Origin of the sequence: Belliella aquatica, from assembly GCF_014637795.1 — a bacterium.
Lineage (GTDB): Bacteria > Bacteroidota > Bacteroidia > Cytophagales > Cyclobacteriaceae > Belliella > Belliella aquatica.
Genome location: NZ_BMFD01000013.1, coordinates 70,939 through 95,345 on the forward strand (window position 1 = coordinate 70,939; position 24,407 = coordinate 95,345).

10 protein-coding genes and 1 pseudogene are annotated in these 24,407 nt (G+C 36.4%); 6 read left to right on the plus strand and 5 right to left on the minus strand.

The window, feature by feature from the left end; translation table 11 throughout:
* Positions 1–18: 18 nt before the first annotated feature.
* From IEV57_RS15270 to IEV57_RS19480, 5 genes are all read right to left on the minus strand, one after another.
* Complete coding sequence (locus tag IEV57_RS15270; protein ID WP_188443916.1) at positions 19–2,397, minus strand: PAS domain S-box protein; 2,379 nt, start codon at positions 2,395–2,397, stop codon at positions 19–21.
* Positions 2,398–2,471: 74 nt separating this feature from the next.
* A complete protein-coding gene (locus IEV57_RS15275; protein ID WP_188443917.1) occupies positions 2,472–7,643 on the minus strand; it encodes a PAS domain S-box protein in 5,172 nt (1,723 codons plus the stop codon).
* An 88-nt stretch (positions 7,644–7,731) separates the two neighbouring features.
* Entirely contained in the window at positions 7,732–11,031 is a 3,300-nt protein-coding gene (locus IEV57_RS15280; protein WP_188443918.1) for a PAS domain-containing sensor histidine kinase, read from the minus strand.
* Positions 11,032–11,390: 359 nt separating this feature from the next.
* A complete protein-coding gene (locus tag IEV57_RS15285) occupies positions 11,391–12,344 on the minus strand; it encodes a PorP/SprF family type IX secretion system membrane protein (protein ID WP_188443919.1) in 954 nt (317 codons plus the stop codon).
* A gap of 51 nt (positions 12,345–12,395) precedes the next feature.
* Positions 12,396–16,589 (minus strand): thrombospondin type 3 repeat-containing protein, encoded by a 4,194-nt coding sequence (locus IEV57_RS19480; protein ID WP_188443920.1) that lies wholly within the window; start codon positions 16,587–16,589, stop codon positions 12,396–12,398.
* A 361-nt stretch (positions 16,590–16,950) separates the two neighbouring features.
* Between IEV57_RS19480 and IEV57_RS15295 the strand changes: the two genes are divergently transcribed.
* The 6 genes and pseudogenes from IEV57_RS15295 (at position 16,951) to IEV57_RS15315 (ending at position 24,237) form a co-directional block, all read left to right on the plus strand.
* On the plus strand, positions 16,951–17,796 hold the full coding sequence (locus IEV57_RS15295; protein WP_188443921.1) for a DUF4349 domain-containing protein: 846 nt from the start codon (positions 16,951–16,953) through the stop codon (positions 17,794–17,796).
* 80 nt (positions 17,797–17,876) lie between these two features.
* Entirely contained in the window at positions 17,877–20,276 is a 2,400-nt protein-coding gene (locus tag IEV57_RS15300; RefSeq protein WP_188443922.1) for a TonB-dependent receptor, read from the plus strand.
* Complete coding sequence (locus tag IEV57_RS15305; RefSeq protein ID WP_188443923.1) at positions 20,276–21,115, plus strand: DUF4249 family protein; 840 nt, start codon at positions 20,276–20,278, stop codon at positions 21,113–21,115. The genes IEV57_RS15300 and IEV57_RS15305 overlap by 1 nt, the downstream gene beginning before the upstream one ends.
* A gap of 207 nt (positions 21,116–21,322) precedes the next feature.
* Positions 21,323–21,508: pseudogene (locus tag IEV57_RS19530) on the plus strand (THUMP domain-containing protein); the annotation flags it as partial.
* 186 nt (positions 21,509–21,694) lie between these two features.
* Positions 21,695–22,324, plus strand: a complete 630-nt coding sequence (locus tag IEV57_RS19535) for a THUMP domain-containing class I SAM-dependent RNA methyltransferase (protein WP_373282262.1) — start codon at positions 21,695–21,697, stop codon at positions 22,322–22,324.
* Between the two features lie 104 nt (positions 22,325–22,428).
* Positions 22,429–24,237 carry a hypothetical protein gene (locus IEV57_RS15315; RefSeq protein ID WP_188443925.1) on the plus strand — a complete coding sequence of 603 codons (1,809 nt, stop codon included), beginning with the start codon at positions 22,429–22,431 and terminating at the stop codon, positions 24,235–24,237.
* Positions 24,238–24,407: the final 170 nt, after the last annotated feature.

The following is a 24,407-nucleotide window of genomic DNA, read 5'->3' on the forward strand; positions in this document are numbered from 1 at the left end:
TCAGATTTGATGTTATCTTTATTTTGGAAGAGAAAAGAAAAATGTACTTCCCTCGTTTGGTTTAGATTCTACCCAAATCTTACCTTCATATCTATCGAGAATTTTTTTACAAATGGCTAGACCCATTCCCGAACCTTCGTATTCATCTTTTGGATGCAACTTTTGGAAGATGATGAATATTTTCTCCATATAATCGTTCTCTATTCCTATTCCTTTATCAGAAACACCAAAGATCCAATTGTGCTCATCCTTGATATAGCTTATTTTGATTTCAGGTTGTTGTCCAACTTGATGGTATTTTAAGGCATTGCCAATCAAATTTTGAAAAATTTGTTGAAGTGGTGTTTTTTCAATTTTAATAACAGGCATTTCATCCCAATAAACATTTGCATTTTTTTCTTTGATGATTCTTCTATTCAAAATGATAATGTTTCTGAGGATTTGGTCAACTGCGATTTCTTCTATTTTTTCGTTATAGTTCCCAACTCTTGAATATTCTAGTAGGTCTAGGATAATTTGCCGCATTCTTTTAGCGCCGTCTGTAGCAAAGAAGATGTATTTTTGAGCTTTATCATCCAAAACATTCCTGTATTTCAGCTCCAATTGATTTAGAAATCCGGTGATCATTCTTAGCGGCTCCTGCAGGTCATGTGATGCTACATAAGCAAACTGCTCTAATTCTGTATTAGAAATCTCAAGTTTTCGAGCTCTAAGAGCAAGTTCCTGGCTCAGTTCAAGGAGCTTTCTTTCGTTTGATTTTGACTGAGTAATGTCCCTCATTGCCACTACTGCTCCTAATTTTTTCCCCTCTAGCGAGGTAATAGGTGTTCCTGTTGCTAATACAGACCTTTCTGATTTATCTTTAGGTTTGATTTTGAACTCTTCCTCGTAGATTTTTTCTCCGCGAAAAGCTCTGAAAAGTGGGATCTCTTCTTTTTTCAATATCGTTTTACCGTCTTTATGATAAAGGTCGTAGGTTTCCCCCCAATTTTCTGGCATGGTTTCTTTGATTTCCATTCCATGAAGTTCTCTTGCTGCACGGTTTGATAGAATTATTTTTCCGCTTTCTTCACACGCTATTATCGCTTCTGAAAGGCTCTCCATAAGTGAATTTAAAAACTCTCTTTCGTTCTCTAATTCTGTTTGAGCTTGTTTTCTAGAGGTAATATCTTGTGTAGCACCAATCATCCTGAGGGCTTTACCCTTTTGATCTCTAATGATAATCCCTTTATCTAGGACATAAGCGTATTTACCATTGGCTTTTTTGAATCTGAAAGTTGATTCCCAAAACTCGTCAGAACCTGATTGAAATGCCTGCATTTCTTTTTGAACATCAGGGTAATCTTCAGGATGAATTTGGCTAATCCAGAAGTCCTTGTTGTTGGTGTAATTGTCGATCTTATGGCCAAAAAGTTTCTCGAAGTTTGAAGATCGATATACAATTCCAGTAGATAAATCCCAATCCCAAATGGCATCAGAAGTAGCTATTGAAGCATATTCAAATCTCAAGTTGCTGATTTTTAATTCTTTGGTTCTGTTGTCTAGTTTTATGTTTAAGAGAGATGGGAGTTTTGTTAAATAATAAGCAATAAATCCCAGCATAGCTGATAGAAATATTCTTAAAATCAAAAAAGGTAAAACTTCTTTGAATGCGGTGGATTCTTTGAGTTGTACCGTAAGTTTCCAATCGCCCTCTCTCAAAGTAACGGTGTTTTCAAAGCCTGTATAAGTAGCAGTAGGAGGAGGGAGGAACAGTTTTTCTTCTCCTGTATTTTGATTTATTTTTGAAAATTGAATGTAAAATGGATTGGTTTCAGAAGTATCAATGTTAGCAGTCTCTAAGAAAGAGTCAAATCTGATTATCACTGCAGCAAAGCCCCAAAATTCGTTGTTTTTAAAAATTGGGTTACGACCTACAATTCCGACACCGCCTTGCTTTAAGTTGAGCGGTCCAGCAAAATAAAGCTGATTTTTTTCAATTGTTTTGATTGCTTCATCTCTTAAAGAAGGTTCTGCAAGAATATCATACCCAATAGCATCTTCATTTCCTTCTAATGGATAAGTGTATTTTATAATTCCTCCTTCTACAAGCTGTAAGGCATCGATATGTCTATTATTTGCTAATAATTCTGCTGCGATCGTATCGAAATCATCACCAATCCCATAATTTTCTTCTATGTACTTTAATACTTTTGTCGTAGAAATGCTGTTGGCTATAGAACTTGAAATTTGCTTTTGGATAAGACTAGTGTAGTCTATTACTCGCTGTCTTTCGGTATTGATTTTTAAGTCATAGTCTTTGACTGTAAAATACTGTAAGCCAGTGATAAGTAAAAAAACTAATATACCCGTAAGCAAAGGGAACTTGAAAAAAAAATTGCTATTTTTCGTTTTCATAAAATAATCAGCTTTATAACAATTAGTTTATAATACTTCTTAAGTGTCAATATATGTTTTTATTCATTTAAATGCTATTTAGGTAAAGTAAAATAAAATACACTTCCCATACCTACTTCTGATTCCACCCATATTTTCCCGCCCAGATTTTGGATGATTTTCTGACAGATGGCTAAACCTAGTCCTGTCCCTTCATATTCTGATTTGGTATGTAATCTTTGAAATATGGCAAATACTTTTTCTAAATATTCGGATTCGATTCCTATGCCATTATCTGACACAGCGAATAGCCAATTTCTTCCTTGATCTTCTACTTTAATATTGATAACGGGTTTCTGATCTGGTTTCTGGTATTTGAGACCATTATTGATTAGGTTTTGAAAAACCTGTTGAAGCGGTGTTTTTTGACTGTGCACTATTGGCATAGGGCCAAAGTTGATTTCGGCATGTTTTTCCTCAATCAATCTGCTGTTGAGAACAAGGATATTTTCTAAGATTAATTCGATATTGACATCTTGATATTGTTCCTTGATTCGTCCGATTCTTGAAAATTCCAACAAGTCTAAGATGATTTGCCTCATTCTTGCTGCTCCATCAGTGGCGAAGTGGATATATTTTTTTCCTTTTTCATCAAGGATATCATCATATTTCTTTTGCAGTTGGGAAAGGAAACCTGTAATCATACGAAGTGGTTCCTGCAAATCGTGAGATGCAACATAAGCGAATTGTTCCAAATCAGCATTTGAAATTTCTAGTTCTTTTGCCCTGCGAATCAGTTGGGAGCTTAGATTGAGGAGTTCTTGTTCATCATTTTTTCTTGCCGTGATGTCTTGCGTAGCACCGATCATTCGAATCGGTTTATTATCACTATCTCTTAAGAGGATGCCTTTATCTAATACAACCGCATACTCACCACTACTTTTCATCAACCTAAATTCCGACTCCCAATACTCTTCGTTGCTTTCTAAAAATCTATTCATGCTTCTGGTTATTTCCCTTCTGTCATCAGGGTGAACAAGCTGCAGCCAATATTGATCATTGGAGGTAAACTTATCAATTTCGTGTCCGAAAATCGTTTTGAAATTGGCAGCCCTAACCACTTTATTGGTTTCAAAATCCCAATCCCAAATGGTATCAGAAGTTGCTTTTGTGGCGATTTCATAGCGAAGGTTACTTTCAATTAGGGCATTAGTAGCTGATTTTGCTTCGGAGATATCAATGTTGAACCTGAAAATTTGAATGGGTCTATTTGGGATTTCTATTAAAGTGTAATTGACAAATACGGGTACAACACTTCCATCTTTTTTCTTGTGAATTTCTTCTCTAGACTTAAGACTTACACCCTTTTCAACCATTTCTTTGATAGCATTTAATAAGGTTGATTTTTCTTTTTCTACAGTTGTGATATTGGAAATGGATTCACCTATTGCTTCCTTTTCGCTGTAGCCATAAAGTTTTTCACTGGATTTATTCCAATATAGAATTTCCCCATTTTCATCTATTCCCTGTACAGCTAGATGACTTACATTATCGAAAAGATTTTTGAAAATTTGCTCTCTTTCTTTAGCTAATTTTTCATTTCTTACCTGATCAGAAATATCCATAAATACACCAATCATCCGGCTTGGGATGCCGTTTTCGTTAAGTTCGACCGTACCTACGGATTTGATGTGTTTAATTATTCCATCTGGAGTGATAATCCTTTTTTCTAACTCAAAATCCTCACCTTTTTCTATCGCATTTTGGTATACTTGAATGGCTTTTTCTTTGTCTTCAGGGTGAATAAGACTTAACCTCAACGCATACGATGGTGTATGGATTTTCTTATCTAACCCGCAAATTCTAAAGAACTCATCAGACCAAATTGACTCTTCTGTAATTAAATTAAGTTCGGAGCTTCCTACTTTTGAGATTGCCTCAGTTCTCTTGAGAAGATCTGCTGTTCTTTTCTGCTCTTTAAGTAGGTAGTATTGGTGCGTAATGTTCTGAAGTGTACCAAAAAGTTTGACTGTTTTCTTATTTGCAAGTATTGGTTTGCAAGTGATTCTTACCCAAATAGTATCCTCATTTGTATTATAGCCTTGAATTTCTAAATCAAATGCTTCTCCTTTTTCTAAAGCACATTTCATGGCTTTGTCTAAGATGACTTTGGCCTCATCTTTAAACATATTGGATGAAAAAGAGTAGGATGCATCTGTATCTTCGGGAATTTCAAAAATATTTTTGGCCTCCTCCGAAAGTGAGAAAACACCCGTGATGTTATCATACTCCCAACCTCCCACAAGTGCTGTGTCAGAAGACCTCTGAAGAATGTTTTTATATCTCTTATTTTCCGTGATGTCTTTTACTGAGGTGACTTTGTACCGTGAGCCATCTTCATAAACCAGGAGTTTAGCACTGGCAAATACATCAATCAACGCACCATTTTTTCTCATTACACTCCATTCAGCACTGAGTTCTTCTTTCCCATCAATGAATTCATCATGTAACTTTTCAAGATGCTTTTTATATTCTTGCGGAACTACTTTAGTAAAATGATAGCCTATCAATTCCTTTTTGCTGTAGCCGTAGATTTTACAATATTCATCATTGACATCGACGAATTTCCCTTCAGAATCAGTGATACAAATGCCCGTGTTGTTTGCATCAAAGACAGAAGTGAGCAGTTTTTCAGACCTGTTGAGTTGGGCTGAGAATTCAATTTTTTCAGAAATATCAATTATTCCCATGGAGACGATTTTCACCTCCTCAGAATTCTCAAAAACTGGAGTTAAAGAATATTCAAACCATAATTCCTTTTGGCTTGCGTCTAATTCTTTTCGTTGACCTTTGATGATTTTGCCTTTGAATGCCTCTCTGATTTCCTTAATAAAAGTCTCAAGATTATCATTTGAAATAAGATCAAGAATTGTTTCTCCTTTTTTGAGGTGGGTATTTCTTAAGGTAAGAGACAAATCATCCGCAACTTGATTCCACTCAAGGACTGCATAAGCATCATCAATTAAGAAGAAAGCTTGAAGTGAATTGTTTAATAATGCATTGAGGTTAACTTCTTTATTCTGAAGTTGTTGTTCTTTGAGTTTTAAGATTTCAAGTGTGGACTTTAGCTCAGAATAGGCAATTTGAACTTCTTCATAAGTGGATTGAAGTTCTTCATTGCTTGTTTCAAGTTCTTCGTTGGTAGATTGAAGCTCTTCATTGGTAGATTGCACCTCTTCATTAAGAGATTGTAGTTCCTCGTTGCTAGTTTCTATTTCTTCGATGTAGGTCTGTACTTGTTGTTTTGTAGACAAAAGTTCAGTTTCCAAATCCAAAATCCTCTGATCGATTAAAGATTCATCGCTCGTATTCATTCCTTTAGAAATAAATTCATCTAAATCCAATTGTTCAAAAATGACGATAAAGAGATCCTTAATTTTAGCATTAAAAATTAATGGCTTAGCGGTAATTCTTACATAATATGTCTTTCCAAAAAGTGTAAATTTTTTGATGGTACTTTTATTGATTTGTCTTTCCTTAATTGTCTTAGCGAGGATAGATCTGACTTCAATTTGCAACTCTGAATTGAGTGATTTAAAGAGATTGAGATTGGCTTTACCAGAACTCAGACTAATAAAAAGTCTAATGTCTCCGTGTATTTCCTGAATGTCACACTCTTCATTGACCACTACATAAGGGTAGTCATAGGTTTTGAATAAGGTTTCTTTGATCAAGTCATTGACCGTGTAATTTGGCTCGTTTTTGTTCCCTTTTGAAACAATTGGATTTGATGTGATAGCGGAAATTATCGGGAATTTCGTTTTTCTGTGGCTTTCACCCGGTTTTCTTTGGAAAATTTTGTTTTTGGGATCTAAGGTTTGAAAAAGCTTTTCAAACTGTCCTACTGTTTCTGATTTTCCAAGAAAAAGTATTCCTTTTGGTAAGAGTGAATAATGAAATAAGGGTATGATATGACTCTGTAAATGTTGATCAAAATAGATCAAAAGATTTCTACAAGAAATCAAATCTAACTTAAAAAATGGAGGGTTTTTGATCAAATCATGTTTGGAAAATAAAATCATTTCCCTGATATTTTTATTTATAGTGAATTCTTCTTCACTTTTTGAAAAGTAAGTTTCTGCCAAATCTTTGGGGAGCGTTGAAATTGCGTCCTCTGAGTATGTACCTTTTCTAGCAAAGTCTATAGAGCGCTCATCGATGTCTGTTGCAAAGATTTGGACAGGTATCGAAAGCCCTTTTTCATTCAAAATTCGGTCAAAGGCAATAGCAATAGAATAGGGTTCTTCACCTGTTGAGCATCCAGGAGTCCAAATTCTTATTACATCTGACTTGGTTTTATGATCAATTATCCTCCTAATTTGCTCTTCTAAAGCTTGAAACGCCCCTTTATCTCTAAAGAAAGACGTGACTCCAATAAGTATTGTGTTGAACATTTCATCCACTTCTTTAGGATCATTCTTGAGAATAGAGAGATAATCTTCTAAATTTTCGAGGTGAAGATGCGCTAATCGTTTATTGAGTCGTCTACCGATAGTGGCAGATTTATAATTTGTGAAATCTGTTCCAGTTCTACTGCTGAGAATTTGAAAAATCTTGTTCAAAGTCCCATCTGCATCAGGTGATTGTCTGATCACATGATTGGGATTGATGATGTAATCGAGAATTTCTGCCCCGATTTCATCTGGAGCTAAGACAGCATCAACTACACCCGAATTGATGGCGGAAACTGGCATTCCATCATATTTGGCTGTATGCGGTTCTTGTACAATTACATAACCTTTGAACTCTTTTACTGTGATGATACCTGCGGCACCATCAGAACCTGTTCCTGAAAGAATCACTGCAATGACATTTTCTTTAAAATCTTTGGCTAAAGATGTCAATAGAACATCTACCGAAGGCTTAGGTCCAATGCTTGAGGATGGTTTTTTTAAGATGACCTTCCCTTGCTCGATGGTGATTTCACTCCCGGGAGGAGTGATGTAGACTTTGCCTGCTTCTAACTTCTTTTGATGAGTTGCTTCAGCTACTTCAAGCTTTGTTTTTTTACTTAAAAGTGCCACCAACATGCTTTTATGTGTTGGGCTCAAATGCTGTGCAATGATGATACAAGCATTTTCAATAGGGGGTAAGTTGGATAAAAAATCTTGTAAAGCTTCCAATCCTCCGGCAGAAGCGCCGACAGCGATTACTTTTAGTTTATTGTGGGTTTTTCTCGGGGATTGAGAGATATTCTTGGATTCCATCTGTATTGAAATTTCTTATAATAAGATGCTTGGGGATAGCAATACAAAAGGTAGTCATTAAATAATGTTCGACATAATTTGATTACTATTATTTGTGATTTTTGGGAACTGTAAAATAAAAAATACTGCCGCTACCCAACTCGGATTCTACCCAAATTTTTCCACCTAAAAAATCTATTATCTTCTTACAAATTGCGAGACCAATACCTGAACCAGAATATGAAGATTTATCATGCAGTCTTTGGAAGATCACAAATATCTTTTCGTGATATTCAGGTGCAATTCCTATCCCATTGTCTTTGATCGAAAACACCCACTCACTTTGTTTTTCTTGACAAGAAATCTCAATAATAGGTTTGTTATCTGATTTTTGATATTTAATAGCGTTGGATATCAGGTTTTGGACGAGTTGTCTGAAAGCTGCTCTTTGTGTATTGATCTCAGGAAGATTGGAATGAATGATTACAGCTTTTGAGCTTTGAATTTGTCCTTTTAACAGGCTTTCTATTTCTCTTACAACCACCTCAGATTGGAAGGGATATTTTTTCAAATCTCCAACTCGTCCAACTCTTGAGAATTCTAATAGGTCTAAAATTATATCTCGCATTCGCTTTGCTCCATCAGAAGCGAAGTGAATGTATTGTTTTCCTTTTTCATCTAGTTTATCATGATATTTCCTTTCGATCAGAGCCAAAAAGCTTGTGATCATCCTCAAGGGTTCTTGAAGATCATGTGAGGCAACGTAGGCAAATTGCTCCAACTCAGAATTCGATAGCGCCAAGTTTTTGTTACTGATTCTTAATTCTTCATTGAGATTTTTTAAGGATTTTTCAAAATCAGCTTTTTCGATGGCTACACCGATATTTGTGGCAATTGTTTGTAAAAAAGATACTTCTTCATTTGTCCAAGTCCGACCATGGGTACAATCATCTAATCCTATATATCCAAAGAAATTTTCTTTGATAAATATGGGAATCTGAAGCGTTGATTTAATGTCTTGCTCAGCTAGAATTTGCCTAGTAGCGCCCGAAGTTTGAGAAGTTAGGATAGCAAAATGCGATTTTCTAGAAACTTCTGTTAAAAAGTCAGGATAAAGAGAAAGTTGGATGTTTTGGTAGTTTTGATTGTCTATTTGAGGAGAAATCCCATCTTTTGCCCATTCATATACCTGTCTCGAATGAAGTTCAGATGTGGTAGAATCTATAAAGTTTATCATAAAATATGTTCTATCACTTCCGACAGCTTCACCGATTAGCTTTAGATTTTCCTGTACGACATTTTCCCAATCATTGTAAAGTAAAAGTGCCTCCACAATATTAGAAATCGTTTCTAGATATTTGGTTTTATTTAAAAGCGCTTCTTCAGATTGCTTTCTTTTGGTCATGTCTTGTAGCGCACCTACCATTCTGGTTGGTTTACCATTTTTATCACGTAGAATTACCGTATTTTCAAGTACATAAGCATAATCCCCATCAGCTTTTTGAAATCTATATTCACCAGTCCATTTATCAATTGTTGGATTCTTTCGTGCTTGCTCTACACTTTCTAGAATAGCTTGCTTGTCTTCTGGATGGACTTTAGTTTCCCAGAGGTCTTCAGAAACATACATTTCGTTCGATTGATAGCCAAAAAGTGATTCATAGCCACTTCCCCAAAACACTGTACCTGCATCGATATCCCAATCCCATATGGCATCTGACACTGCTTTAGTGGCATATAAAAACCTTTCATTACTTAACTGAAGGGCTTTTTCAGCTTGAATTTTTTCTGTTTCATCAATCACAGTCGATATCATAATCTTTTGATCATACACTGGGATATTTTTTGCAGAAATAATTTTCTTGATTCCTGATTTTGTTGTTATTTCTATGCCTTTCCATTCCATTCGGGAAGGGTCACCACTTTTTATATCGGCAATGATTTGAGAGCTTATTTGGGCTCTGTAAGTGGGATTTGGATATACTTTTTCAAAAAACGAGGGTACATCTCTAAGTTCTTTTTCTGGCCAACCATAAATCTCGGAAAACTGCTTATTCATTAATGTTGCCTCTCCTGAATCCATTTTATTTACTGCAATACCGATAGGTAAGTTATCTAAGGCAGTTTCAATAAATTGTGTCCTAGCTTTAAGCTCCATTTCAGATTTCTTTTGCTCAGTGATATCCTGCATGGCACCTACGAATCTGATGACGTTTCCTTTGGAATCTCTGACGATTACTGCCCTGTCATTCACTAGACTATATCTTCCATTTGCTTTTTTGAACAAGTATTCTTCTTGCCAGATTTCTGATTTACCCTTTTCATCATGCGCCATGCTTTCTAGGATGCGTTGCTGATCATTTACATGAATGAGTTTAATCCAACCTTCTTTGGTATTTTCAAGTTTATTACGGTCGTATCCAAAAATATTTTGTATGCCTTCTCCCCAAAAAATAGTGTTGGTTTTCAAATCTAAATCTCTTACCGCATCAAAAGTTGCTTTTGTTACGAAATGATATCTTTTGACGAGTTCTTTTAGTGATTCCTTGAGTGATTCTTCCTCAGTGATGTCTTGGACTGTACCTACAAGTTTGATAGGTATATTTTTAGCATCGTATTCTATACTTGCTTTGATATTAGTCCATTTGATCAGCCCATTTTTTAAAATAATTCTTTGGGTCGAATCCAAGGGAATATCACCCATTATTACATTTTCCTGTTTGACATTGAGTCGCTCAAGATCTTCAGGATGAATAGTTGAAAAGAAATAGGTTGGGCTGAGATCAATTTCTTTTTTATCTACATCCCAAATTCTATAGACTTCATCAGACCAAGTCAATTTTTGATTGGGGATATTCAATTCCCAATTCCCAATTTTGGCAAGACGCTGTGCGTAAAGCAATTTAGCTTCACTTTCTTCAATTTGTTGACGTGTTCGTATTCTTTGAGAAATGTCGCTAGTTGTAATGATGACGCTTTCTAGCGTTTGTTCATAGCCGGGGACTACTGTCCATTTCAATTGAATATCCTTGATGACTCCGTCCAAAGTTTTTGTCTTAGAATCAACTTCAAAATGATTGATTCCAGTACAAATTGCAATCAATTGATCTATTAAGGTATCAAATGACTCTTCAACAAAAATAGAAGAGAAATTCGCTAACAATTGCTCTTTAGAAGTCGCATGATGCAATTCTAGACAAGCTGTATTTAGATTAAGCAATTGAACTTTTGAGACACAGGCGCTGAGTTGATCAGGATTTTCATTAAAAAATAGTCTGATGAAATTTTCTTCCTTACCCAAGAGATTCAATTCTGCTAGATAGGTTTTGACATTTGAAAAATCTTCTTCCCAAATCGGAATAGGAATGATTTCAAAAATAGAATGAAAGCGTGAATTATCCTTTTCCATGCTTTGAGCTGTGTTGACGAATTGTTAAAGAAAAATTGGATTTAATAGGTCATTCATTTTTTAATAACCCACTTAATCTTGGTATTTCTTTCTCAATATGAGAATATATAGCAAATAAATAAAGTTTAAATAAAAAAATATTCTGAGGATAAAATTTTTAAAAAAGATGATTATCCACAATGATATCAGTATTCGAAAATTTCACTTATAATTATTCGGATAATAGTCCTCTACACGCACTAGACAACAACGTCTCGCCGCAAAAGTGTCAATAGAAAACAGCTGATTGCTATAAACTTCATATACTATTATAAATGGCTACTGCTAAGAAATCGGATATACAATTAAAGAAACACCTATTACCAAATTACCAAATTGTCATCTCCTGCTTTTCCATATTTTCTCCAAAGTGAGAATGTAGCGATAAATTCATGAGTAGGCTGGGGGATTAGATAAGATTTATTTGTTGGGATTTCGTGCGTATATCCTAGTTTGATTTGATTATGAACTACTCCGAAAGTGAAATTATTGGCGTAGTCAACTCTATGACCTACACCAAGCCATATTTTGTCTAGAAATATTCCTTTGATATTAGCCTCAAAGTGATTTGGTAAATCATTTTGCGCACGGTACATGACATGAGAAGCAATACTAACAGTGGAACTGATAGCCTGTCTAAATCCGGACTGAAAGACACTTACTCGAGGTTTTTTGTCAAAGAACACATCCCCAAATCTGATAGAACCTTGATTGATATTTTGCATTGAATAGCCGATGTAATAATTCTGATGTGTCAACGCCAAACCTAGGTTAAAATCAACAATGCCCATGTTTGCGAAGCTATTGAGGTATTGACTTACCGTCGGATCATTCGCTTGCTCTGTGTTCAAGCTGTTCCCATCTAATCGAGAGTTTGCATAAGTAATGGCTGCACCTAATCTTAAATTAGCATTTCTTGATACACGTATTCTTGCAGCGTAAGTGGCTTGAATCTCAGTATCTAAAAATGCACCATAAGATTCGCTAAGAAAATTCACACCTACCGCATTTTGACCTATCAGGGCAGCATCTTTATCTCCTCTCATTTCAGAAAAATCAAGTTCAGTAGATAAATAATACAGCTGTGGAGCTCCGTCAAATCCTGACCATTGATTTCTTACAAATCCTTTGATAGTAGACCCTTCGTAACCTGTCATTCCTGCATTGAAGTAATTCTGGAAATGATTAAATTGACTCATATAGCGTCTTCCTTGTCCATAAGAAGCCAAAGAGATAAATGTAATGAAGAGCGTAAGTAAAAATATCTTTTTCATTTTAATCTTTATTTTTTCAGTTGCCAAACTGTTGATTTTGAATTTACAAGGTTATTTTCTTCTGAGTAAGTTGATTACTCCCTTTCGATTTTGACTCAAATCTTCTTTTTCTAAGATGTAGAAATAAGCTCCAACAGGTAATTCATCGCCAAAGTATTTCCCATCCCATCTTTCATCAGGATTGTTTGTTCTGAAAATCAATTGTCCTCCTTTTTCGAAAATAGTCAGTCTGATTCCATTGTAAATCCGAAGGCTATTGATTCCCCAAGTATCGTTGATTCCATCTCCATCTGGAGTGAAAGTGTTTGGAATATCTAATTCTTCCAAGCTTGGAATTCTTCGGTTTATGACAAACTCTTTAGTAAATGTGTTTCCATCTCGATCAGTCACAAGCACTACAATAGTGAAAGTTTCTTCTCCAGGTCTCAAATCCGAATTATTCCAGAATAACTGCCCATCAATGATGACAAAAAGATCATTATCCCCAGCATCAGAGACTAATTCAATCAAATGGGTGTCATCAATTGGGTCGATAACAGTGAAGTCACCAACATAAATAGGATTATTGATGTCATTATGAAGGAAATTATCATTGCTGAGAAGCAAATCTGTTGGAGGGTCTTTTTGTAAGACAATTACTGTAATGGAAACTTCTCTATCTATTTCATCTATGTAACTGTTTGGGAAAGTGATCACACCAATCAAGACATAAACACCACTCTGATTACCATCAAACTCAGAAATTAACCAAGTGACAGGAAGAAATACTCTTTCGCCATTTTCCAAAGTCACCCAGATACTTGTTGGGAGTTCTAAATCAGTAAAACCTGTTCCCCAAGGCACTGTAATTACCTCTTGATTATCGTAGTCTACGACTATTGTCGGTGTAATTTCATTGATTGAACAACCAAATTGATCAACTTCTTCACCTTCAGGTGTATCAGGACATAAATCTACGTCATCAGTTACTCCATCATTGTCAGAGTCTTTTTGGAAAAGCGCGCAACCATTTTCATCCACTTCAGCTCCTTGAGGCGTGTCAGGACACAAGTCCAAATCATCAGTCACCCCATCATTATCAGAATCTTTCTGCGAAAGTGCACAACCATTTTCATCCACTTCAGCACCTTCAGGCGTGTCAGGACATAAATCTAAGTCATCAGTTACTCCATCGTTATCAGAATCTTTTTGAGAAAGTGCACAACCATTTTCATCCACTTCAGCACCTTGAGGTGTATCAGGACATAAATCCAAATCATCGGTTACCCCGTCATTGTCAGAATCTTTTTGCGAAAGTGCACAACCGTTTTCATCCACTTCAGCACCTTGTGGCGTATCAGGACATAAATCTCTATCGTCTGTGATACCATCATTATCAGAATCTTTCTGCGAAAGTGCACAACCATTTTCATCTACTTCAGCACCTTGAGGCGTATCAGGACATAAATCTCTATCGTCTGTGACACCGTCATTATCAGAATCTTTCTGCGAAAGTGCACAACCATTTTCATCAACTTCAGCACCTTGTGGCGTGTCAGGACATAAATCTAAGTCATCAGTTACCCCATCGTTATCAGAATCTTTTTGCGAAAGTGCACAACCATTTTCATCCACTTCAGCACCTTGAGGCGTATCAGGACATAAATCTCTATCGTCTGTGACACCATCATTGTCGGAGTCTTTTTGCGAAAGCGCACAACCATTTTCATCCACTTCAGCACCTTGAGGCGTATCAGGACATAAATCTAAGTCATCAGTTACTCCATCGTTATCAGAGTCTTTTTGCGAAAGTGCACAACCATTTTCATCCACTTCAGCACCTTGAGGCGTATCAGGACATAAATCTCTATCGTCTGTGACACCGTCATTATCAGAATCTTTTTGCGAAAGTGCACAACCGTTTTCATCCACTTCAGCACCTTGAGGTGTATTAGGACATAAATCTAAGTCATCAGTTACGCCATCGTTATCAGAATCTTTTTGAGAAAGTGCGCAACCATTTTCATCCACTTCAGCACCTTGAGGCGTATCAGGACACAAGTCCAAGTCATCAGTTACACCGTCATTGTCAGAATCTTTTTGAGAAAGTGCACAACCATTTTCATCTATTTCAGCACCTTGAGGCGTATCAGGACACAAGTCTAAATAATCTGGTATTCCATCGCCATCTGTATCTATTTGATCAATGGAACAACCATTTTCATCTACTTCAGCTCCTTGAGGCGTATCAGGACATAAATCCAAATCATCAGTTACCCCATCATTATCAGAGTCTTTTTGCGAAAGCGCACAACCATTTTCATCTACTTCGGCACCTTGTGGCGTATCAGGACATAAATCTCTATCATCTGTGACACCGTCATTGTCCGAATCTTTTTGAGAAAGTGCACAACCGTTTTCGTCTACTTCGGCACCTTGAGGAGTATCAGGACATAAATCTCTATCATCTGTGACACCGTCATTATCAGAGTCTTTTTGCGAAAGCGCACAACCATTTTCATCTACTTCAGCTCCTTGTGGTGTAACAGGACATAAATCTCTATCGTCTGTGACACCGTCATTGTCAGAGTCTTTTTGCGAAAGTGCACAACCGTTTTCGTCTACTTCAGCACCTTGAGGGGTATCAGGACACAAGTCCAAATCATCGGTTACCCCGTCATTATCAGAATCTTTTTGCGAAAGCGCGCAACCATTTTCATCCACTTCAGCTCCTTGAGGGGTATCAGGACACAAGTCCAAGTCATCAGTTACACCGTCATTATCAGAATCTTTTTGAGAAAGCGCACAACCATTTTCATCTACTTCAGCACCTTGAGGCGTATCAGGACACAAGTCTAGATAATCTGGGATTCCATCGCCATCTGTATCTATTTGATCAATGGAACAACCATTTTCGTCTACCTCAGCTCCCTCAGGAGTATTAGGACATAAATCTAAGTCATCAGTTACGCCATCGTTATCAGAATCTTTTTGAGAAAGTGCACAACCATTTTCGTCTACTTCCTCTCCTTGAGGCGTATCAGGACATAAATCTCTATCGTCTGTGACACCGTCATTATCAGAATCTTTTTGAGAAAGCGCACAGCCATTTTCATCAACTTCTTCTCCTTGAGGTGTATCAGGACATAAATCTCTATCATCTGTGACACCGTCATTGTCAGAGTCTTTTTGCGAAAGCGCACAACCATTTTCATCTACTTCTTCTCCTTGAGGTGTATCAGGACACAAGTCCAAGTCATCAGTTACACCGTCATTGTCAGAATCTTTTTGCGAAAGCGCACAGCCATTTTCATCTACTTCAGCTCCTTGTGGTGTATCAGGACACAAGTCCAAATCATCTGTGACACCGTCATTATCAGAATCTTTTTGCGAAAGCGCGCAACCATTTTCATCCACTTCAGCTCCTTGAGGCGTATCAGGACATAAATCTAAGTCATCAGTTACGCCATCGTTATCAGAGTCTTTTTGAGAAAGTGAACATCCATCACCATCTACCGACTCACCAGCTGGGGTGTTTGGACAAAGGTCTCTATCATCGGTAACTCCATCATTGTCGCTGTCTTTTTGTGAAAGCGCACAACCATTTTCATCCACAGTTTCACCAAAAGGAGTATCAGGACATTGATCTAGATCATCTGTCACACCATCTCCATCAGAATCATATTGTGAAAGTGAACACCCAAACATATCTACTTGCTGACCAAAAGGGGTGTTTGGGCAAAGGTCTATAATGTCAGGTACGCCATCACGATCTGTATCTCTTGTACACTCCTCGTCATTCTCTTTGGAGATATTATCAAAACAATCTTGCGGATAAGTTCTCCATTCGTCAATTTCTTGAGGTGTGGGAGTAGGCCTTATGATATATACAAAATATTGATTTACAATTTGACCATCTTTCAGGAGGTTGATAGGAATAGTAGTGGTGCCAAATAGCAACTGCACTCTCGTCTCATTGAAATTGGCTCTAGGGTTGTTTCCATTGACTTGAATCAACACAGCGCTGTCGTCAGTATTTGCTCTTAATAAAATGTCAGAGTCCAAAAAGGTAACTTGAATATTGTAATTGTAAGTATTAGGATCAAATACAGGGTTCAATGTGCCTTTATTTGAACTGATATTTGTGAGCTGATTAATATCTTTTGAAATATTTTTTTCTACTGCAAGACTTGGTGTTGTAGAATTGAAAAATATAATCAATCCAAAAGCTATTAATTGAATCTGCTTGAAAATATTATGACTCATATTTGAATCTTGTTTTGGTGTTACTTGGTTTGTGTACTTTTGATTTAGGGTGACTAAAATTGTGAAAAATATTCTGAATTATAAAAATTAAATTTTTTTAAAAAGTGGTAAATCAGTATATTATTTCATGATGCCAATATTTTTATTGATGAAATACAATATAGTAGATGTACAAATATTTGGTACTTTTTGTTAAAAACTGGTAAAATCACGTTTTTATGATGATGAATTGTGATTAACACTGATTTTGAACTTTTAAAAAAGTTGCAGAAACACTCTCTTTTTTTCATTCTGAATAATTTGAAATCAACATTATTGACTTTAAATTATTTTTTAGTTAATTGTGGTAGAATTTATAAATATGAAGAAACTGATTTCACATAATATTGGCACATTTCTAATTGCTTGCATGATATTTTCATGTGGACAAAATTTCTCAGATAGTGGTACTTCAGAAATTGGACATGATGGAGAAAATTTTGAAGAACTATTAGATATTCCTCTCACAGAACAACCACCACCTCCACCACCTCCTAAAAATATTTCTGCAAATGAAATTTCTAGAAAGCTCATCAAGTCAGGAAGACTTGAGTTAGAGTCAAAGAATTTTCAGAAAGATCGCCAAGTAATATTAGATTATTTGGGAAAATTCGGTGGGTATGTTGAGCAGGAGAATGAAAATAATTCTGAATTCCGTAAGACGCTCTTCCTTACGATTAGAATCCCATCTAATTCTTTTGATTCTATGTTCATTCTTTCAACTGCTGTAGGAAGAAAAGTCATCAATAGGTCTGTTAATGTAGAAGATGCTACATTGAGGTATTTGGATTTGGAAGCGTCCATAGAAAGTTCGAAAGCATTAGAAAATAGGTATAGAGAAATATTGAAGCAAGCCAATTCAATAAAGGATATCTTAGAGATAGAAAAAAGCTTAAATTCAATCAGGGCAGAGATTGATTTATACGAGTCTCGATTTAGAAATCTATCCAGCAAAATTTCTTATAGCAGTTTAGAAATAATTCTATCTGAAAATGTAACTGTTGCCGAAAATCCAGATCTAGGTTATCTTAATAAGCTTATCAATTCTTTTGGATATGGCTGGAAGGGTTTAGGTCAATTTTTATTGGGAATTGTGAGTATTTGGCCATTTATATTGGTAGCTGGATTAATTGGTTTCTTGATTAGAAGAAGGATTAAGAAAAAGTAGGACATACTTGCTATAAAAAGTTTGAATTGGGAAATCAAAAATGCTTCTTTGCCGTTTACCAAAGAAAGTAAAACCCATCTATGCAATTTTTATATAGATTTTTAATCCTTCAGATTAGTTTTGGACTTCTTCCTTTAATAGAATCCTTTGCTCAAGATAAGCAGGTATTGGAGGGCGTAGTTCTAGATTTTGCAATGAATCAGCCAATTCCTGGTGCAAATGTCTATTGGCAAGATGACTTGACGAATGGAGTGACGACTGATCTTGATGGAAATTTTCAAATTCAAGTTAGCTCGCTTCCCGCAAAGCTTATCATATCCTTCGTTGGATTTGAGGAGGTTATTAGAGTCATTCAGGAAAAAGATATCGCAAAGCCGATTAAATTTTTCTTAAGGGTGGAAGATATGGACTTGGAAGAAGTTACTGTCAGCAGTACAAGACCTGATGAAAATGTGAGAAGTTTGGATATGGGTAAATCAGTAATACCCATTCAAACAATAAAAAATATCCCTGCATTATTCGGAGAAGTCGATTTATTGAGAAGTCTTCAGTTGCTTCCTGGAGTGCAAACAGCAGGAGAGGGAACTACGGGGCTTTTTGTAAGAGGTGGATCTGCAGATCAAAATTTGCTTCAAATCGATGGTGCACCTGTGTACAATCCATCCCACTTTTTTGGGTTTTTCTCGGTTTTCAACCCTGATGCTTTGAGTGGAGTGGATTTTTATAAGGGGAATATTCCTGCCAATTTTGGTGGGCGAGTATCGAGTGTCATTGATATTTCATTGAAAGAGGGAAATTTTGAAAAAATAAGAGGTGAAGGTGGGATTGGTACAATTAGTTCTCGCTTGACGGTAGATGGGCCACTTTTATCTGACAAATCAAGTTTTTCAATTTCTGGAAGAAGAACGTATGCAGATATGTTTTTGAGATTGTCTTCTGATCCTTCAATTAATAGCAATGATTTATATTTCTATGATCTCAACGGGAAATTTACTTTTCTACTGGGAGATAGAGATAAATTAACTGTTTCTTCTTACTATGGAGCTGATTTTTTGGGTCTATCAGCACAGTTTGGTTTAGGTTGGAGCAATTGGGTTTCTTCAGTTAATTGGAGTAGGAATATATCAGAGAACATGTTTTTTGATATGAATTTGTACCACAGTTCATATCAGTACAATGTCAACTTTGATGATCCTGATAATGGATTTAAATGGGGAAATACTTTAGCCGAAACAGGACTGAAAGCAACATGGTCTTATCAAGCTTCAGAGCGTACCCTCCTCAATTGGGGTGCACACAGTCAGCTTTATGGATTCTCTCCAATAAGTTTGGATCCTGCGCCGGGAAGTGCAATAGAGCCATTTGCTACAAACCCGCGTAATGGTTTTCAAAACAATATTTTTATCGGAGCGACTACCGAAATTAGTCCAAAGTTCAGTATTGAGGCTGGATTAAGATGGTCTTTTTATCAGCAGCAAGGCAAAGGTGTTGATTACAGATATGAAGGTGGACAACCCAGTCCTCAAGCAGAGATACTTGATTCTTTAGTTTTTAAAAGATTTGAAAGAATAAAGACTTATCAGGGTTTAGAACCGAGATTGGCTACAAGATATTTATTGAATGAAGGGCTTTCTCTAAAAGCATCTTTCAACAGGAATTTCCAATATCTGCAAGTAGCCTCCAATAGCTCCGCAGGTCTGCCAATTGATCGATGGATTTTGGCAGGTACTTATGTTCCGCCGATCAGGGGAGACCAAGTTTCTTTGGGGATTTTTAAAAATCTCAACGATAATATTTGGGAGATTTCTGCTGAAGGATATTACAAAGATTTTAAGAATATAATTGATCTTAGACAAGGTGCAAACATCCTTTTTACAGATAATGTAGAAACTGAAATACTTGCTGGAAATGGCTATGCTTATGGTCTTGAGTTGTTGTTGAGAAAAAATGTTGGTAAAACCACAGGATGGTTGAGTTACACATATTCGAGAACATGGAGAAGGGTAGAAGGCATCAGCTTTGATCAGTGGTACAATCCTAGGTTTGATAGACCGCATGATTTGACTTTAGTAGTCAATCATGAATTTAATAAGAGATGGTCAGCTGGATTGACATTTGTATATACCACAGGACAAGCAGTAACTTTTCCTATTGGATCTTATGAAATTGATAACCAAAGACTTCCTTTGTTTAGTGGAGTAAGAAATGACGACAGGTTTCCAGATTATCATAGAATGGACGCCTCTGTTACTTGGAAAAACGCCGATAAAGGTAAAAAATGGAGAGGAAGTTGGAATTTCAGTGTCTATAATCTCTATGGAAGAAAAAATCCATTTGCTTATCAATTTACTGAAATTTACAATGATCAAATCAATTTTACTCCAAGTCAAAGTAATCCGATAACTTCAAGACGACCGGGTACGGTGATGACTTATTTATTTACATTTCTCCCATCAGTAACTTATAATTTTAATTTTTGATGAAAAAGCTTTTGATTTTGCTCTCTATTCTGTTTGCCTTTTCCTCGTGTCAGGAAGAGGTTGTTTTGGAGTTGCAGACTTCAGAAAGGATTCCTGTGATAGAAGGAGTTTGGACAGATACACCTAATTTTAATCAAGTTCTCGTCTCTTATTCAAAAGAATACTATTCAGATGAACCAGATGAAATAGTGAAAAATGCTACTGTTTTTGTTAGAAATGTTGGTAATGGTCAAATAGATAATTTTCGATACAATGATCAAGTAAAGCGCTATGTACCTGTACAGAATCAAATTGGAGTAATCGGAGAAACCTATGAGTTGAATGTGATTATTGAAGGGAAAGCCTATATTTCTACCGGCACACTTCTAGAACCACCCACGCTAGATTCATTGACTTACAAATTTCAAGAAGAGAGGGTGTTTCGAGAAGAAGGATATTATTTGACATTATATGGTAAAATTCCTTTTGAAGACGATAATAACTATCGGATTAGAATAATTAGAAACGATACATTGCTCAATAGAAGGTCCGATTATTTGCTTTTTGATGATTCCTTTGGTACTTCTATTCTAGATAGGGGATTCGAATTAGGAGGTTTTTCTTTTAAGGAAAGAGATCAAGTCAGGTTAGAATTGTTTAGGCTCAATCAAGATGCTTATGACTATCTATCACAATTGGTGAATCTTCTTTTCAACGATGGGGGATTATTCAGCCCACCACCCCAAAATCCTGTTTCAAACATATATCCTTTCAATGGCGAAGGTGAGGTTTTGGGTTATTTTGTGGTGAGTCCATATCTGAGTGCGGCTGTCAGTATAACAGCCCAAGACAGTGATTAATTAAAAAAACGATTTCAAATCACTAAGATTCCTTACTTTTGCACCATGTTAGATTTTACGCAAAAAGGAAAGGTAGTCATTACTTTTAAAGATAGATTTTCTCCATTTGTTGAAAAGGAGTTGATTGATCTCGGATTCAAGCCAAAGAATGTTTTTAGAACCTACATTGAGTTGTACGCATCTTTACATGAATGTATGTATCTGAATATGCATCTAAGAGTGGCAAGTCATGTTCTTTTTGAAATCAAATCATTCTATCTGCATCATGCAGATGATATTTATAGAAGAGTAAAAACACTCCCTTGGGAAGAATACATCACCAAAGACACCTATTTTTCTGTCAATTCCCATGTAGAGAATGACAGTGTTGACAATCCATTATTTGTCAATGTGCGCGTAAAAGATGCTATCGTAGATCGTTTTAGGGAAAATACTGGGTTGAGACCTGATACAGGTTCAGCTTATGATGGAGCAGTTTTTCAACTCTTTTGGAAAGAAACTCAGGCAACACTATATATCAATACTTCAGGAGAAACTATTGCCAAGCATGGCTACAGAAAAATCCCTGGAAAAGCACCTATGCTGGAGGCACTCGCGGCTGCTACAATCTATGCTACGGGCTGGGATAGGAAAAGTCCTTTTGTGAATCCTATGTGTGGTTCTGGAACATTAGCGATTGAAGCGGCTTTAATAGCTACAAACCGATATCCTGGACTGTATCGCGATCATTATTCTTTTATGCATATCATTGGCTACGAAGAAGAGGCATACTTGAAAATGAAAGCCGAATTGGAAGAAAAAATCACTTCAATAGAAGGGATAGAAATCATAGCAAGTGATATCGCCGAACAAGCGGTGATGTTTACCAAAGAAAATGCTGCCACAGCGGGTGTGGAGGACCTCCTTTCTTATGAAGTTTGTGATTTTGAAGAGACTACTATTCCCGAATCAGATACAGGAATCATGATGGTTAATCCCGAATATGGTGAGCGCTTGGGAGAAGAGGATGAGTTGGAAGCAACTTACAAGCGTCTTGGAGATTTTATGAAACAGAAATGTGCTGGTTACACAGGTTTTGTGTTTACTGGGAATCTGGACTTGGCAAAAAGAGTAGGTTTAAGACCATCAAGAAAACTCGAATTTTATAATGGTACGATTGATTGCAGACTTTTGAAGTACGAATTATACAAAGGCAAGAAAGAAGCTTAATTTTTTAGCTGATTTTAATCAGTTTAAGACCTGAGTAATATTGCATTTTAGCGGTTGGTAGATAGGTATTTTTGATGCTTTAACAAATACCAACCGCTTTGACAATGCAAGAATTAAAATCTCACAGTTTTCATATCCCTGTAATGGGATTAGGCTATACCTTAGAAACCCCTCTCAAAGTTGCCAAATATGGTATTTCTTCTGTAGTATCCATCATGGATGACTCACTTTTGGAAGACATGCGTAGGGTGAAAAGCAGAATTTTAGGAGTTCCCTATTTGCCAATAGATGCAAAAACAAATGATAGTCGCGCAAAGCGAATTACTGCCTATCTAAACTTTTTGCATGATCAAATCACCCAGCAAATTGATAGGATTAAGCAACAGCTCTTTGGAGAGGGAAATGATTTGGACACCTATTTTGAGTTACTTTCTGATAAACATCCAGCGAAAGTGCTTTTTGAAAAACTGATCATGCTAAAGGGTGCAGAACGTACACAAGTTGAACAGCAGCTCAAGAATTTTATTCGGCCAGGAAATATTGATGTGAATATCATGACCAAAGTTGACAAGCTGAATTATGATGTAAATGGTGAGGAACTTCCGAGAGAGTTTTCTGATGCACTTTCTGCATTACGAGGATTTGCTGAGAGTAACTTGAATGCATCTGTTGTATTTTCAGCAGGAATGAATCCCGCTCTTTTTAGTTATGCAGAGCAGTTTGATTCATTTTTTCCTGACAGCAAAGGTGAAATTCAAAAACGAATCATTTTGAAAGTAAGCGATTACAGGTCTGCGATGATTCAAGGGAGATTCTTGGCTAAAAAAGGGCTTTGGGTTTCTGAATTTAGAATCGAATCAGGACTGAATTGTGGAGGTCACGCCTTTGCCACGGATGGCATTTTGCTGGGTCCTATTTTAGAGGAATTCAAAGAAAATAGAGAAGCACTCAATGCAACACTCGTGGAAGCTTGCAATCAAGCTCTGCTTTCAAAAAAGAAACCTCTTTTGCTGTCTAATGAAAAATTGAAAATTACCGTTCAGGGTGGAATCGGAACAGCAAATGAAGATGAATTTTTGATGGACCATTACCAACTTGATGGCACCGGTTGGGGTAGTCCCTTCTTGATGGTTCCAGAGGCAACGAATGTTGATGATTATACTTTGCAGAAATTAGTGAATGCCAAGAAATCAGATTATTATCTTAGCCATGCCTCACCGCTTGGTATTAGATTTAATAATCTCAGAACGAGTAGTTCGGAAGATCAACGTAAATCACGAATCGACAAGGATAGAGCTGGCAGTCCTTGCTACAAGAAGTTTTTATCCTTCAATACCGAGTTTACAGAAAAGCCAATTTGCACAGCTTCTAGACAATACTTAAATCTCAAGTTAAAAGAGATGAAAGAGAAATTTTCAGATGTAATGGAGTTTGAAAAGAGGACGGAAAAGATTTTGGCAAAAGATTGTATTTGCGAGGGGCTTGGAGCTCCTGCATTGATTACGAATGGTGAAACTCCTGCAAGAAATCTTACTGCTGTTACTATCTGTCCGGGGCCGAATCTAGCGTATTTCTCAGGAGTATTTAGCCTCAAAGAAATGGTAGGGCACATTTATGGTAAATTCTCCATTATGCACGATACAGATCGTCCCCACATGTTTGTAAAGGAACTTCAACTTTATGTGTCCTATTTAAAGGAAGAAATGGATAATTATCTTGTTGAGCAACCTGCGAAATTTGAAGCTTACGTCGATAAATTTAAAGCTAACCTCAAGGAAGGAGTTGCTTATTATCAAAAGTTAATTGAAGAAATTCCTGTAGATACAGAAGAGATGATTAATAGGATGAAAAATCAATTTCAAGCAACACTAGCAGAAATTGAGGAAATTGCTGTCCCAAGCTTAGTTGATTAGTCAATCAAATTGAGAGCTATTAGATAGCAGTTGATCAGTGATTGGGGCTGTAATTTAGGATCAATAAAAGTACCTATTTGGCTACACGTCTAAGTCTTGTATAATTTAAAAAATAGTTCAAAATATTGAAAACAGACCTGTCAGATTTTGAAAACCTGACAGGTCTTATT